The organism is Pedobacter sp. MR2016-24, assembly GCF_026239655.1.
Taxonomy (GTDB): domain Bacteria; phylum Bacteroidota; class Bacteroidia; order Sphingobacteriales; family Sphingobacteriaceae; genus Pedobacter.
The window spans coordinates 312056-327415 of the sequence record NZ_JAPIVO010000006.1 but is presented as its reverse complement, the minus strand read 5'-3'; the positions used below and the strand labels follow the sequence as shown (position 1 = coordinate 327415).

The window sequence follows — 15360 nt, the reverse complement described above, 5'->3', positions numbered from 1 at the left end:
TTGCTTCTTAGCAAATTATCATCTTATCAATTATATGTTTAAAAAAATATTAATTGCCAACAGGGGCGAAATTGCCTTGCGCATTATTCGTACCTGTAAGGAAATGGGCATTAAAACTGTTGCTGTTTATTCTACCGCAGACCGCGAAAGTTTACACGTACGTTTTGCTGATGAGGCTGTTTGTATCGGCCCCCCTCCCAGTAAAGATTCTTACCTTAGCATTCCTAATATTATTTCTGCAGCGGAGTTAACCAATGCAGATGCAATTCACCCTGGCTACGGATTTTTATCTGAAAATGCGAAGTTCTCCTCTGTTTGCAGAGACTATGGAATTAAATTTATCGGGGCTACTCCTGAGCAGATTAATTCAATGGGTGATAAAGCTTCGGCGAAAGAAACCATGAAAAAAGCAGGTGTACCGACTATACCGGGTTCTGAAGGTTTGCTGGAAAGTGTTAAAGAAGGAATCAGGATTGCTAACGACATGGGTTATCCCGTGATCCTTAAGGCAACTGCCGGTGGCGGTGGCCGTGGAATGCGTGTAGTATGGAAAGATGAAGAATTTGAAAATGCATGGGACAGTGCCAGACAAGAATCAGGTGCGGCCTTTGGCAATGATGGTTTATATTTAGAAAAGTACATTGAAGATCCGCGTCACATTGAGATCCAGATTATTGGTGACCAGTATGGTAAGGCTTGTCACCTTTCGGAACGCGACTGCTCAATTCAGCGTCGTCACCAGAAATTAGTTGAAGAGGCGCCATCTCCTTTCATGACTCCGGAATTGAGAGAAAGAATGGGTGAAGCTGCAATTAAAGGGGCTACAGCTGTTCAATATGAAGGAGCTGGTACAATCGAATTCTTGGTTGACAAACACCGTAACTTTTACTTCATGGAAATGAATACCCGTATCCAGGTAGAACATCCGGTAACTGAAGAGGTAATTAACTATGATCTGATCAAAGAACAGATCAAAGTAGCATCGGGTGTACCGATTTCGGGAAGGAATTATCTTCCTGATATGCACGCTATCGAATGCAGGATTAATGCAGAAGATCCGTTTAATAATTTCAGACCTTGTCCGGGTAAAATCACTAATTTTCACTCTCCGGGCGGCCATGGTGTAAGGGTTGATACACATGTTTACGCAGGTTATCAGATCCCTTCAAATTATGACTCCATGATCGCAAAGTTAATTTGTGTGGCACAAACCCGTGAGGAAGCTATCAGTACAATGGAGCGTGCATTGAGTGAGTTTGTAATTGAAGGTGTTAAAACCACAATTCCTTTTCATTTAAAATTAATGAAGGATCCCAACTTCAGGGCAGGTAATTTTACCACAAAATTCATGGAAACTTTCGTTTTCTCAGAATAGAGTAAATCTAATTCCTATATTTAAAACGTAAATACCATTCTAATAAAATAGAATGGTATTTTTGTTATACAAACAATCTACATGAGTGATAATAAAGCAAAGGACCTGATCGGTGCTATTAAGAATAAAGGAAAGAGTCTGGAATCAGAAATGTCTTTCTTTGACCATATCGACGTACTACGAAAACATTTACTGCGCGCACTATTAGTCATCGTCATATTCACAGCCAGTGCATTCTGGTTTTATGACTTTATATTTAACACGGTGATCATGGGACCAAAAAGTCCTGATTTCTGGACTTACCGGATGATGTGTAAATTAGTTGCAGCCTTCCCCTCTTTAGGAGCGGATTTCTGTATCACTGAAATAAAAGGAAAAATTATTAACACAGAGATGGCAGGGCAGTTTACCCTGCAGATCAATTCATGTATCATGACGGGAATTATATTTGGTATCCCCTACTTACTTTTTGAATTATGGCTGTTCATTAAGCCGGCATTGCATGAAAAAGAAAGAAAGTCTGCAAGTGGATTTGTATTTTTTGCTTCTTTGTTATTTCTGATAGGTATTATGTTCGGATATTTCATCATCTGCCCGCTTTCTATCAACTTCCTGACTAATTTCTCAGTAAGTCCGATGATTGAAAATACATTCACAATTGATTCTTATTTATCCTCTGTAGCCACACTAACTATAGGTACGGGAATCATCTTTGAATTGCCTGTCGTGATATACATCCTCTCCTTGTTCGGAATTATGACCCCGGCATTTATGCGGGCAAGTCGCAGGTACGCCGTTGTAGTCATCCTGATTATTGCGGCAGTAGTTACACCTACGCCAGATATGATGACCATGCTGGTAGTTGCTTTCCCTTTATTCCTGTTGTATGAACTGAGTATTTTTATCTCTGCAGGTATAGAGCGTAAAAGAAACAGAGAGCTTTATGGTACTTCTACTAAACCTAAGGAATAATATACGTGTTGAACGCCTGATGAGCGTGGAGAGATCAGTAGAAAGATATTCCTGTTAAACCCTTAACTAAATAATGAACAAACAATTTTTAAGTGCAGGCTTAGCATTAATGCTAAGCCTGAGTGCTGTAGCCCAGGACAAAAATGCGATAAAGTTTAGCGCAGCAATCAACAAGGATAATGCTTACAAACACCTGTCTGTGCTCGCTTCTGATGAATATGAAGGTAGAGAGACAGGAAAAAAGGGTGCCTGGATGGCTGCCGATTATATCAAAAAGCATTTCATAAATGTTGGTCTGAAAGGTCCTGTAAATGGTGATTATTTTCAACCTATTGATATGGTTGCTTATAATCTAAGCAAGATGGCATTTTCCCTGAACGGACAAACCAAAGAATACGGGAAAGATTTTGTGATCTCAAGTTCTACTGTTGCAATTGGTGGTTTTAACTTCAGCACCAATGAAGTTGTATTTGCGGGATATGGTTTAAGTCAGGATGGTTACAATGACTATGAAGGCATTGACCTTACAGGAAAAGTGATCTTGATTTTTGCAGAAGGAAATCCGGCAATGGAAACAACATCCGCTCCTGAAACCCGCGCAGCAAGAATGAAAAGAATGCTTGCTCAACAGGCCAGGATTCAATATATGGCAGATCATAAAGCGCTGGCTGTAATACAAATTGATCCTGCTCTGGATAATATGACACCAGAGATGAGAGAGAATTATAGCGGTAAAGGTCAGCCCACCCTAAAAACAGAAGGAAGTATCGCAAAGATGAAAAGAATGAAATCTTTTCCTTCAGTACGGATATCAACTGTTCTGGCAAACGAAATTTTAAAATCAGCGGGTACGAGTGTAGCTGCTCTGCAACAAAAAATAAAGTCAACAGCAAAACCAGCTTCACAAATTATCAAGATTGCTGTTACCGGTACCGCAATGAAAAATGAAGAAAAAGTAAGAGCTGAAAATGTACTGGGCTTTTTAGAAGGTTCGGATCCTAAATTAAAAGATGAAGTGCTGGTGATTACAGGCCATTATGACCATATTGGCTTAACAAGCTCGGGAACCGACAAAGTAAATAACGGAGCTGACGATGATGGTTCCGGAACTACGGGTGTACTCATGCTCGCTGATGCTTTTACCAAAGCTAAGAAAGCCGGTAAAGGCCCTAAGAGAAGTATTTTATTCATGACTGTTGTTGGCGAAGAAAAGGGATTATTAGGTTCTGAATGGTATTCAGAACATCCTGTATTCCCTTTGGAAAAAACAATTACAGACCTGAACATAGACATGATTGGTCGTGTTGATGCTGCACATGAAAGTGATCCTAATTATATCTATATCATTGGATCGGATATGTTGAGCTCTGAACTGAACGCAACTGGTATCAAGGCAAATGATGATTATGTAAAAATGAACCTGGATATGAAACATAATAACCGTACAGATCCGGAGCAATATTACTACAGATCTGATCATTATAACTTCGCTAAACACAATATTCCGGTAATTTTTTACTTTAACGGCATACACGCTGATTACCACCAGCCAGGTGATGAGATCAGTAAAATCAACTTTGATATGCTGGCAAAACGTGCACAATTAGTCTACTTTACAGCCTGGGAATTAGCCAATGGAGCTAAAAAGCCGGCAGTAGATAAAAACGAAGACGGAACACGTAAATAACATAAATTGAACAATTTGATAAAACCTGCCACAACCGGCAGGTTTTTTTGTTTAGCTACTACGTAATTTATTTATATTTGAACATGACGAAGATTGCTGAAGATTTTTTGGTGAAGGCAGATGAGAAGGCATTTGATGTAGATCATCGTAATACGATTAACCATAACATTGGTAAATACAATACTGCGGTTGAACGCGGTTTATCAAAATTTGAGAATTTAGAGAATTCAAAAAAGAAGGCTCATGTGATCAAATGGAGAGTAATGGAGAACCTCGACAAGTTTTTACCTGAATTTGAAGCCAATTTTCAACGCAGGGGCGGAAAAGTGATCTGGGCAAATGATGTTGAAGAAGCGCAAAAAGAAATCCTGAATATCATCAATAAAAATGGTGGCAAAACGGTAATCAAGTCGAAGTCGATGACAACTGAAGAGATCCATCTGAATGACTTTTTAAAAGAGAATGATATCGATTCTTTAGAAAGTGATCTGGGTGAGTTTATCGTTCAGCTGCTGGGACAGGCACCTTATCATATTGTAACACCAGCAATGCACCTGACTAAAGTGCAGATCGCAGAATTATTCCACGAGAAGTTTGGTACCCCTATAGAGTTTACACCAGAACAGCTTACACAGAAAGCAAGGGAATTGCTGCGTGAAAAATACCTTTCTGCTGATATCGGCATTACCGGGGGGAATTTCCTGATCGCCGATACAGGCAGTATCGCATTAACAGAAAATGAAGGGAATGCAAGATTAAGCACTACCTTTCCTAAAATACATATTGCTATTGTGGGTATTGAAAAGATTATACCTTCAATGGCTGATTTAGACCTTTTCTGGCCTTTGCTGGCCAGCCATGGTACAGGACAAAATTTAACCGTTTACAATACCATTTTAAGCGGACCGAGACAAGCCCACGAAACTGATGGACCGGAAGAGATGTATGTAATTCTGCTGGATAATGGGAGGACAAATCTGCTTGCGCAAAAGGATCAGCGTCAGGCTCTGTATTGTATCCGGTGCGGTGCTTGTTTAAACGCCTGTCCGGTATACAAAAACATTGGGGGACATACTTATAATACTACCTACAGCGGACCTATCGGATCTATCATCACTCCTCATTTGAAGGGAATGAAAGATTTCAAACATCTGAGCTATGCCTCCAGTCTTTGTGGTAAATGTTCAGAAGTATGCCCGGTAAAAATAGATATTCATAAAATGCTGCTCCTGAACAGAAGAGATGCTGCAGCTCAGCATGAAAACACTAAAACTGAAGAACTCGGTTGGAAAGCATGGAATACAGGCATGGCTAAAAGATCACGCATGGATTTCATTGGCGGTAAACTTAAAAACTTCTTCCTCAAATTTTTCTTCAAAAAGATGTGGGGTAAATACCGTGAAATGCCTGAAATCGCTCCTACATCCTTCTCCAAACAATGGCAGCAGCAAAATAAGAATACACCACAAATATAATTCATATGCAATTTGACCGCAAAGATAAAGATGACGCTACGTTACTGAACTTATACAAAAAGTTACTTTATCCAAGAATGGTCGAAGAAAAGATGCTGATTCTGCTCCGCCAGGGTCGCATTGGCAAATGGTTCTCTGGTATAGGTCAGGAAGCTATAGCTGTTGGTGCCACATTGGCAATGAACCCATCAGAATATATTCTGCCTATGCATAGGAATCTGGGCGTTTTCACTACCCGTGAAATTCCACTTCGTAAACTAATGGCGCAGTGGCAGGGAAAGATCACTGGTTTTACCAGGGGCAGAGACCGTTCATTTCACTTTGGCACACAGGAATACAAAATTATTGGAATGATCTCTCATTTAGGCCCGCAACTGGCGCTGGCAGATGGAATTGCTCTTGCTGATCTTATTGCAGGCAAAGAGCAGGCCACGCTGGTATTTACAGGTGAGGGAGCCACAAGCGAAGGTGATTTTCATGAAGCCCTTAATGTTGCTTCAGTATGGAATCTGCCTGTTATTTTTTTAATTGAAAATAATGGATATGGACTTTCAACACCTGTAGCCGAACAGTTTAAGTGTGCCCAACTGGTAGATAAGGCAATAGGTTATGGTATGGAAGGACTTAGAATTGACGGTAATAATATCCTGGAAGTTTTAGATACGATGTACGATCTGGCGGAAAAGATGAGAACAAACCCTAAGCCTGTACTGCTTGAATGTATGACCTTTAGGATGAGGGGCCACGAAGAAGCTTCCGGTACAAAATATATACCGCCTCATTTATTTGAGGAATGGCAAACCAAAGATCCGATAAGCAATTTTGAGACGTTTCTCTTACAGGAACAGGTCCTGGATCATAAAATTATGGAAGAGATTAAACAAGTCTTTAAATTGGAAATAGATCAGGAGGTTGAAATCGCTTTTGCTGAAGCAGATCCTGTGCCCTCTCTTATCAGAGAAGTCCGTGATATGTATTATCCCTCTGATAATACGCCTGTCCTGCCTGGCCAGGAAAGTTCAGAAATACGTTATATAGATGCGATAAGTGATGCCCTCCGTATTGGTATGCAGAGAAACAACAATCTGGTGATTATGGGTCAGGATATCGCAGCATATGGCGGTGCTTTTAAAATAACGGCGGGTTTTGTAGAAGAATTTGGTAAACCCAGGGTTCGGAATACGCCTATATGTGAGTCTGCAATTGTTGGTACTGCACTGGGCCTTTCTATAAATGGGGCCAAAGCAATTGTGGAAATGCAATTTGCAGATTTTGTTACCTGCGGTTTCAACCAGATTGTAAATAATCTGGCGAAAACACATTACCGATGGGGAGAAAAGGCAGATGTGGTAATACGGATGCCAACGGGTGCCGGATCTGGTGCAGGGCCTTTCCATTCACAAAGTAATGAGGCATGGTTTACAAAAACGCCGGGACTCAAAATTGTTTATCCTGCATTTCCATATGACGCGAAGGGTTTATTATTAGCCGCGATTGAAGATCCCAATCCCGTGATCTATTTTGAACATAAATTGTTATACAGAAGCCTGACAGGTCAGGTTCCTGCCGGCTACTATACGCTGCAAATTGGAAAAGCAAATATCCTTAAAGAAGGTAATCAGCTGAGCATCATTACTTATGGATTGGGTGTACACTGGGCCCTTTCTTATATGGATGATCATCCTGAAATATCGATATACCTGTTAGATTTATGCAGTTTGCAACCATGGGACCAGGAGGCTGTTAGAAATTCAGTTAAGGCTACCGGTCGGATAATTATTATGCATGAAGACACATTGAGCAGTGGATTTGGCGCTGAAATAGCCGCATGGATTGGTGAGCATTGTTTTAATGACCTGGATGCTCCTGTGATGCGTTGTGCGAGTTTAGATACTGCTATTCCGATGAGCAAACCTTTAGAAGACCAGTTCCTGGCAAAAAGCAGATTACATGAAACAGTAGAAAAGCTATTAGCTTACTAAATACCATTTCATTGGCACGATAATGGCCTGCATAGCAGAGATCTCCCGTTTCGACCGCATATGAAGACCATTCACTTACTCTATTTAATTTTTGTACTTTTTACACTTCAAAGCTGTAATAATTTTAAGTCTAAACATCCGCAGGCAGAAATAGCTAATGAAGACGGAGCAACAGGGATGACAGATAAATCAATTTTAATCTTCGCTGCTGCAATAGACAGACAACTTAATAGTTTTAAAAAAGAAATCAGCTTAATTTATCAGTCGGGAGATCTGTCTATATATGCCGAGCGATACAGTGAACACAATGATGGTATGTTATATAAAACCTCTTCTTCGAACGGACTGATCAGCAATACGGTCAAAAGTTACTACTTTAAAAATGACAGTCTGATCCTGGTAAAAGAGAGAAGTAAGATAATGAATGAGGAAGGACAGATCTTAAAAGATACAAGGACGTTTTTGCGCAATAATATCATTTTTAAAATCGAAAACCGTACAGCAGCCTCACCGGAGGCTATACGTACCCTTCCATACCTGCTGGTACAGCGCTCTGGTAATAAATACCCGGATGAAAACTTTGTTGAAGATATTAAGGTAATAAATGACGCGATAAAAGGTACAGATAAATTTGAAATGGTATTTCAAAATATTACTACCTACCCTGATTCCAGGTACATTGTACTGAAAAGCAAGAAACAGAGTAACTATACAGCCAGCATTTTAGTAAAAACCAAAGACTCATTTATAGATAGCCTGCTAAATATGCCATCCGTATTTAAAGATGAAAAACTAAACATCAGATGGAAAATTACTGATAAAGATGCAGTTTACGTACCTGTAGCCGATACAATTACTTCTGCCAGCGGACTAAATAAATAAACATTTCCATTGTCAAGACAGAGGCATCTAAACCTTTTTCTAAGTTTCTCCCCCTTTTTAAATTTCCTTCCGTCTTTTATAGTGAACAGCGTATCGTGAGGAAGCTCTTCTAGTCTGGACTGACCCATTGCCTCATCATACTTTTTAAGTGCCCTGGACAGCTTAAGATCAGTACAGCTGGATGCGGAAGGATTAGTCAGATAAGCGGTAATCGCCTGGTGCACATCATCCGGAAACATTTGTTGTTCCAGGAAAGGCACCATCATGCGTTTAAAATTATGCTTCCACTCTTCACCATGTGGTTTGACTTTGTTCTTATGGTCATTCCAGGTAAGCAGATGCGCAAATTCGTGTACCGTAGTCACGAGAAAAGCATATTGATTCAGGTTATTATTGACCGAAATTTTGTGGCCCGATAATTTAAAGGGATGCCGGTAATCCCCCTGTTTGGTCGCCCTGTTTTTAGAAATTTTAAATTCACATTGAAAGTAATCAATCCATTTAGCAATAATAGGTGCTGCAGCTGGCGGCATATACTGAGATAAAACACTGACTTTTTCCACAGTACTAAGTTAGTAAATTACTTCAATAGCTGATAGGCAATTAAACTTGCAATATAGGCCAGCACGGTCATATAAACCAATTGTATCACAGGCCATTTCCAGGATTTCGTTTCTCTGTAAACAACTGCCACAGTACTCATGCATTGCATGGCAAAGGCATAAAAAAGCATCAACGAAAATCCTGTGGCAAAGGTGAATATAGGCAGACCGGTATCCGCATCTTTTGCGTCTCTCATTTTATCGCGAATCTTAACCTCTCCGTTGTCATCAGCACCATCAACACTATAAATAGTAGCCATAGTTCCAACAAAGGCCTCTCTGGCCGCAAATGAAGTAATCAGGGAAATACCGATTTTCCAATCGAAACCCAGCGGTCTGATTACAGGTTCAATAGTATGCCCCAGTATACCAGCGTAGGAATTTTCCAGTTTCTCGGCCGATTTATCTCTTTCTATTGTACTGATCTGCACACTATCTTTTTGTAATTCGATCTGTGCATATTTCTTCTCTATCTTTTCAAAACGGTCTGAAGGACCATAGGTAGCTAAAACCCACAATACAATAGAGATAGCGATAATAACTTTACCAGCTTCAAAGACAAAAGTCTTTGACTTTTCATACATCGTAAAACCTACATTAGTCCACCTTGGCATTCTGTAAACAGGAAGTTCCATGATGAAGTATGATTTTTCCTTTGCTTTAATCAGGAAATTCATCACAAAAGCCACTAACACCGCTGCTGCAATACTAATCACATACATTCCCATCAGCGCAAGTGCCTGCATACTGATAAAGCCTAAAACCTTATCATCAGGTATAATTAAAGAAATAAGTAATGTATAAACCGGTAATCTTGCGGAGCAGCTGACCAGCGGGGCAACCATTATCGTAATAATCCTGTCTTTCCAGCTTTCGATATTACGTGCACTCATGATCGATGGTACAGCACAGGCAAGACTTCCAATCATCGGCACAACCGATTTACCACTCAGGCCAAATTTCCGCATGATCTTGTCCATCATAAAAGTCACCCTGGCCATGTAGCCAGTATCTTCAAGAATAGAAATGAACGCAAAAAGAATTGCAATTTGAGGAATGAAAATCACGACACCGCCCAATCCGGCTACAACACCATCCAATAAAAGATTAGTCAATATCCCGCCGGGAAGATGTTCATGACCATAATTTGTCAGCCATGCAAAAGATTCTTCAATCAGCTCCATAGGATAAGCAGCCCAGGAGAAAATAGCATTGAAAACAAAAAATAGAATGAATAGAAAAATAAAGAAACCCCAGAACCTGTTGGTTAGAACCGCGTCGATCTTATCACTCATCTTGAATTTACGTACCGTGCCGGTATCCTCTACCACCCCAGATAAGATTGTACTTAAATGCCTGTAGCGGGCAATTGTTTCTGCAGCCTGTAATTTTGAAGATTCAAATTGATGATCTTTCTCTATCTTTTCAAAAAGGTCGTAATTTTCAGTATGTGCATCAAGATACTCATGCTGATGAAGGAATTGTAAAGCAAGATAATCATTTTCGGTTTTGACTAATGTTTTTACCTCCGCAATCGCCTCCGGTGCCAGCATAGTCATATCCGGCCCGGCCTGCTGTGTAGCAATAGATGTTGTGTTTACTATAGCCTGTTTTAGCTGCGATAAACCAACATTACTTCTTGCGGAAATAGGAACAATTTGCACGCCTAAACGTAAAGACAGCTGATCTACATCAATCTTTATTCCCTCCCTGGTAGCCATATCTGTCATGTTGAGCGCGATGACAGTTGGGATACCCAGATCAGCAACCTGAGAATAAAGCAGTAAATTTCTGCGTAAGTTAGTTGCATCTAAAACAATTACAACAATATCAGGATGACTGGGGTTTTTAGGATCTGCCAGTACCTGAAAAACTATACTTTCATCTTTACTCTTGGGGTACAGGCTATAAGTGCCGGGAAGGTCAATTATTTCTGCTTCTTTATCAGCAGCGAGCCTGCAATAACCTGTCTTTTTATCTACAGTAATTCCCGGAAAATTTCCTATTCTCTGGTTTAAGCCAGTAAGTAAATTAAAAAGTGTTGATTTCCCTGTGTTAGGGTTACCAACTAACGCAATTTTTAGAGTTACCGCCAAAATTTTTATGATATTATAATAACAGATGCTTCACTTTTACGTAAACAAAGCTGATAACCTGCAACACGGATTGCAATCGGGTCCCCAAGAGGAGCAAAGCGCTCTACTTCTACAATTTCACCAGGCAGGCAACCCATCTCCATCAATTTTACTGACATCTCTAAGTCTGTAAAAGCTACAATAGTACCACGTTCCCCTGGATTTAACTGCGAAAGTTTCATCTGTTTTTGTTAATGTGTTTATCCGACAACATGTACCGTTAATCTCTGGCTTTAGGAGCTCAAGACCAAACAACCACAAGTATCAAATCAGGTGGCAATTTAGCCTTTATCGATAATAAATCCAAATAAAGCAGGTATTTTAATCCCCAGAGATGATGTTGAAATTACATTCCCCCTCTGCCACGGCCGCCAAAACCACCTCCGCCTTCACCTCTCCCAGGCATATCGCCAGACATATTTTTACCGCCCATTCTGCTTAGAGAATAAGTAAAAGAGAACATATAATAACGTTTCAGTACATTATATCTTAAGTCAGTAATTGTGTTATTGCTGGAGGTTCTTGTTATCCCCTGATTCTGATTTAATGCATCATTTACCGCAAGCTTAAATGTGCCTCTGTTTTTGAAAAACTGTTTGCTTATATAACCATTCATCAGCGTATAATTGGTATCAAAACCAGCGCCTCTTCCGGTATTCTGATAATAATCAACGTCTACGGCCAGACGTATATTCCCTGGGAACATATAACTCACATCGATGGTAGGATTTAATGTATAATAAGTTGTGTTCTGGCTGGATTGTGCAGAGTAAGTTGCACGATTGTATGAACCACCTATCCCGGCAGTCAGATCCAGCTTGTCCATAGATGAAACCAGTCTGTATTTATTGGTGATAGAAAGATCGTTAGTAATATTTTCAAGAGAATTGGTGAAGTTGACCCCTCTTCCATAAGATCCGCCCAGGTCAATATTCAAATTCAATTTATTATCTGTAATGATCGGGAGACCTATTGATGACCCCAGATTCCCCTGATAAACACCACCAACATTAACGGGTATCACATTTAGCTTACCTTTATTCTCTCCATCCGTAATTACTGCGGTATTATTTCCAAAAGCATTAAACGTTTGTGTAAGATTAGCAAACACGAATAAAGAACGGAATTTGGTAAAGTTGAAGTTGTTGTATAAAACCGTAAAATTATTAGTAAATGAAGGTTTAAGATTAGGATTACCTACAGGAATGCTCTGTGTGTTTGAGTTATCTGGTATAGGCTGAATTTGTGAGATGGATGGTTGCTGCGTGTTACCTCTGTACCTGATCACCAGTCTTTTGCTGTCACTGAATTTATAGCGTAATTGTGCGGTAGGCACCACATTATAAACATTCTGTCTGATCATATTTCCGGTGGTCAGGTTATTATTTTTTCGGTCTGTGTTCTGTACGCCGATACCTATATTCCAGTTATACTTTTTCTCCGTTTTGTTGATACTTGTTCCAATTGCATTGGTAACAGTTGTATTCTCATATGAATTGGTATAATCCAGGTTTACAATATCATATAGAGAAGTTACCGGATTAAAATCGTAAGTATACCTGTCACTATTTGAAAAACTATATAAATTCTGATAGTTCATCTCCAGATTCAATGTTTTTGATAAGGGTTCAGTATATACTAAACGTGAAGTATTACTGATCGAATTTGAATTCTGATCGTTCAGCTGATTGGTGATGTTTTGCGTATCTCCATCAGTTGTACTGGTTATATTTTCCAGGATATCATTGTAGTTCTTGCTATCACTATCATTGATATTCGTATTGATATTAAGCGATAACGTACGTCCCCTCCTCAGGAACTTTTTCCGGATCAAGATATTATTGGTTATCGTAGGTGAAGAAGAAGTAGTTTTATAGTTTTGTGTACCTACAGTCCTATTGTCCGTAAAAGTATTGATATACTTACTGTCACTATTCAAATCTGATTCTGTATAACTGATATTAGGCTCAACGCGGATGGTAGTAGAAGAATCAATTCTGGTATCTACAAGAAAATTGAATCGGTGATTAATATTATCTGTTAGGCTGTTCAGACGCTGATCAAATGTAGTGGTCTGGTCACCCAATATATTTTGTCTTAAGCTGGTCTGCTGATTATCCAGCGAGGTTTTATTGAAAAAGTAACTCCCGGAAATTTTTGTTTGATCGGTATAGATATCTGCAAAGTTTAAACCAAATGCATTGGTTGTAGTTATCCCCTGCTGCTGTCCGCCGTTAGCAGATGCTCCATTGAAACGCCCCCGGCCGCCTCCGCCGCCACCATTACCGCCGCCAAAGTTCTGTTTATTCACATTATTAAACTGACCTATAACTGAAAATTGCTGTTCATCTTTAAACTTATTCACATTTAGGTTCACGTCATAACGATCATCGGTGCCATATCCTGCACTTGAATTTCCGAAATAGCCATTTTTCATTCCTTTTTTAGTAGTGATATTGATAATCTTCTCTCTGTTCCCATCGTCTACCCCTGTAAACTGAGCCTGGTCAGATAACATATCTATTACCTGTATCTTGTCTACCATATCAGCCGGAAGGTTCTTCGTTGCCAGTAACGGATCACTTCCAAAAAAATCTTTTCCGTCTACACGTACCCTGGTAATCGTTTCTCCCTGTGCTTTTATGGAACCATCTTTAGAAACCTCCACCCCGGGTAACTTTTTAAGCACATCTTCTACTACTGCATTTTCTCTGACTTTGAAAGCAGACGCATTGTATTCTACCGTATCCGTTTTAACCACTACCGGAACAACCACTCCTTTGATCACCACCGTGTTCAGGTTCAGCCCGGTATCTTCCATTGGGATGTCACCTAGCTTAACAGCAATAGCCGACGCTGTAATTGAAAAATCTTTATTACTGGTTTTTAGCCCCAGGTATGCTACAGATAATCGGTATGATCCTGGCGCAAGTCCCCTGATCTCGAATGTTCCATCGGCAAGTGTATTTGTAACACCTGCAACACTGGAGTCTTTCAAATTTTTAACAGCTACAGATGCAAAGTCCACAGCAAGCAGATCTTTGGCATTGACCACTTTTCCCGTTACCGAGCCATTTTTTGTTTGTGCAATAGAGGAATAACTGATAAATAGAAAGGCTATCAGCAAGAGATTTTTGGTAAAAGTCATCATTTAGAATAAGGGATATGTTGTAAATCTATTCTATCAGACTACATATGAAAAGAATAGTTTGTTAACGAATATTAAAACAGAGTAACATTTTTAATACAAGAGAAGCAGGAACACATCGTCGCTGCGAAAAGGTACTATTGGGAAGGTTGATCAGGAGGTTTTAAGAACCTTAGTTGAAATTGGTGTAGTGTATACTACTTTAGGACATTTACATCCAGGCTTGAAAATACTGCAGCTATTTAACAGACAAATCGCGGCAAAAGCGATAATACTAACTCTTTTTTTCATCAAAATTCATTAAATGTAAGATAACATAACTAAAAACACCCATCATCACCCCGAGCATATCACAGCCCAGATCCCACCACTCTGCAGACCTGTAAGTAAAGATCTTCCATTGGATCAACTCTATTGTTCCACCAAGCATGAAAGTAATAGTAACAACTTTCAAAATTGTGAGGATCCTGAATTCATAGCTTCGCTGAGTCTGAATTTTCCCGTAAAAAAGCAGGATAGTCAATACAAAGAAAAATCCCAGGTGAACAAGCTTATCAAAGCCTTCAAAGAAAATGCCCGAACCTTGTGTATCGGGCATTTTCATATTACAAAGAATTAAGATAAATACCGACCATAATAATGTCCAGTGCTGATACTTTAATGCTTTAGCGATATTCTTCATTTAATTAGGCTCCAACTAAAGCCTGGTAAGCTTCTGCAGTCAATAATCCTTCTACTTCAGCAAGGTCTGATAAAGTTACTTTTACCATCCAGCCTTCACCGTAAGGATCAGAATTAACCAGCTCAGGATTGTCATTCAGTGCTGCATTTATTTCCAGCACAGTAGCAGTAACAGGCATGAACAGATCAGAAACTGTTTTAACCGCCTCTACAGTTCCAAAAACATCATCTTTACTTACCTCTTCACCAACACTATTGATGTCAATATAAACGATATCACCTAATTCGCGTTGTGCGAAATCAGTTATACCAACAAAGGCTTCGTTGCCTTCTACTCTAACCCATTCGTGGTCTTTAGTGTACTTTAGTTCTGATGGAAAATTCATTATTATTAGATTTATTTTTCAAAGGTAATTAATCT

General features: G+C 39.6%; 12 protein-coding genes. 6 read left to right on the top strand and 6 right to left on the bottom strand.

The genetic code is table 11. The features are described from left to right. Positions 1–34 precede the first annotated feature (34 nt). The 6 genes from accC (at position 35) to OQX62_RS17690 (ending at position 8373) form a co-directional block, all read left to right on the top strand. Positions 35–1375, top strand: a complete 1341-nt coding sequence (accC, locus tag OQX62_RS17715; protein ID WP_265832958.1) for an acetyl-CoA carboxylase biotin carboxylase subunit — start codon at positions 35–37, stop codon at positions 1373–1375. Between the two features lie 81 nt (positions 1376–1456). Further along, a complete protein-coding gene (gene tatC, locus OQX62_RS17710) occupies positions 1457–2347 on the top strand; it encodes a twin-arginine translocase subunit TatC (protein WP_265832957.1) in 891 nt (296 codons plus the stop codon). A 73-nt stretch (positions 2348–2420) separates the two neighbouring features. Beyond that, positions 2421–4034 (top strand): M28 family peptidase, encoded by a 1614-nt coding sequence (locus OQX62_RS17705; protein WP_265832956.1) that lies wholly within the window; start codon positions 2421–2423, stop codon positions 4032–4034. A gap of 83 nt (positions 4035–4117) precedes the next feature. Continuing rightward, positions 4118–5509, top strand: a complete 1392-nt coding sequence (locus OQX62_RS17700) for a LutB/LldF family L-lactate oxidation iron-sulfur protein (RefSeq protein WP_265832955.1) — start codon at positions 4118–4120, stop codon at positions 5507–5509. Positions 5510–5514: 5 nt separating this feature from the next. After that, positions 5515–7491: an alpha-ketoacid dehydrogenase subunit alpha/beta gene (locus OQX62_RS17695; protein WP_265832954.1), complete on the top strand. Its 1977-nt coding sequence runs from the start codon at positions 5515–5517 to the stop codon at positions 7489–7491. A 60-nt stretch (positions 7492–7551) separates the two neighbouring features. Further along, positions 7552–8373: a hypothetical protein gene (locus tag OQX62_RS17690; RefSeq protein ID WP_265832953.1), complete on the top strand. Its 822-nt coding sequence runs from the start codon at positions 7552–7554 to the stop codon at positions 8371–8373. Here OQX62_RS17690 and OQX62_RS17685 read toward each other — a convergent pair. The 6 genes from OQX62_RS17685 to gcvH all read right to left on the bottom strand — a co-directional run bounded on the left by OQX62_RS17685 (position 8322) and on the right by gcvH (position 15325). Next, positions 8322–8936: a SprT-like domain-containing protein gene (locus OQX62_RS17685; RefSeq protein WP_265832952.1), complete on the bottom strand. Its 615-nt coding sequence runs from the start codon at positions 8934–8936 to the stop codon at positions 8322–8324. The genes OQX62_RS17690 and OQX62_RS17685 overlap by 52 nt on opposite strands. A 17-nt stretch (positions 8937–8953) precedes the next feature. Next, positions 8954–11071, bottom strand: a complete 2118-nt coding sequence (feoB, locus tag OQX62_RS17680) for a ferrous iron transport protein B (RefSeq protein ID WP_265832951.1) — start codon at positions 11069–11071, stop codon at positions 8954–8956. Between the two features lie 5 nt (positions 11072–11076). Further along, positions 11077–11292, bottom strand: coding sequence for a FeoA family protein (locus OQX62_RS17675; RefSeq protein ID WP_265832950.1), 216 nt, complete (start codon positions 11290–11292; stop codon positions 11077–11079). A 164-nt stretch (positions 11293–11456) separates the two neighbouring features. Continuing rightward, positions 11457–14261, bottom strand: a complete 2805-nt coding sequence (locus OQX62_RS17670; RefSeq protein WP_265832949.1) for an outer membrane beta-barrel family protein — start codon at positions 14259–14261, stop codon at positions 11457–11459. A 271-nt stretch (positions 14262–14532) separates the two neighbouring features. Further along, complete coding sequence (locus tag OQX62_RS17665) at positions 14533–14940, bottom strand: VanZ family protein (RefSeq protein WP_265832948.1); 408 nt, start codon at positions 14938–14940, stop codon at positions 14533–14535. A 4-nt stretch (positions 14941–14944) separates the two neighbouring features. Continuing rightward, positions 14945–15325, bottom strand: coding sequence for a glycine cleavage system protein GcvH (gene gcvH, locus OQX62_RS17660; RefSeq protein ID WP_265832947.1), 381 nt, complete (start codon positions 15323–15325; stop codon positions 14945–14947). Positions 15326–15360: the final 35 nt, after the last annotated feature.

Excerpts from the sequence above, each read along its gene's own strand:
- gcvH (WP_265832947.1), bottom strand. The coding sequence starts at position 15,325 with ATGAATTTTCCATCAGAACTAAAGTACACTAAAGACCACGAATGGGTT.
- OQX62_RS17700 (WP_265832955.1), top strand. The coding sequence starts at position 4,118 with ATGACGAAGATTGCTGAAGATTTTTTGGTGAAGGCAGATGAGAAGGCA.
- accC (WP_265832958.1), top strand. The coding sequence starts at position 35 with ATGTTTAAAAAAATATTAATTGCCAACAGGGGCGAAATTGCCTTGCGC.
- OQX62_RS17690 (WP_265832953.1), top strand. The coding sequence starts at position 7,552 with ATGAAGACCATTCACTTACTCTATTTAATTTTTGTACTTTTTACACTT.
- tatC (WP_265832957.1), top strand. The coding sequence starts at position 1,457 with ATGAGTGATAATAAAGCAAAGGACCTGATCGGTGCTATTAAGAATAAA.
- OQX62_RS17675 (WP_265832950.1), bottom strand. The coding sequence starts at position 11,292 with ATGAAACTTTCGCAGTTAAATCCAGGGGAACGTGGTACTATTGTAGCT.
- OQX62_RS17665 (WP_265832948.1), bottom strand. The coding sequence starts at position 14,940 with ATGAAGAATATCGCTAAAGCATTAAAGTATCAGCACTGGACATTATTA.
- OQX62_RS17695 (WP_265832954.1), top strand. The coding sequence starts at position 5,515 with ATGCAATTTGACCGCAAAGATAAAGATGACGCTACGTTACTGAACTTA.
- OQX62_RS17705 (WP_265832956.1), top strand. The coding sequence starts at position 2,421 with ATGAACAAACAATTTTTAAGTGCAGGCTTAGCATTAATGCTAAGCCTG.
- OQX62_RS17670 (WP_265832949.1), bottom strand. The coding sequence starts at position 14,261 with ATGATGACTTTTACCAAAAATCTCTTGCTGATAGCCTTTCTATTTATC.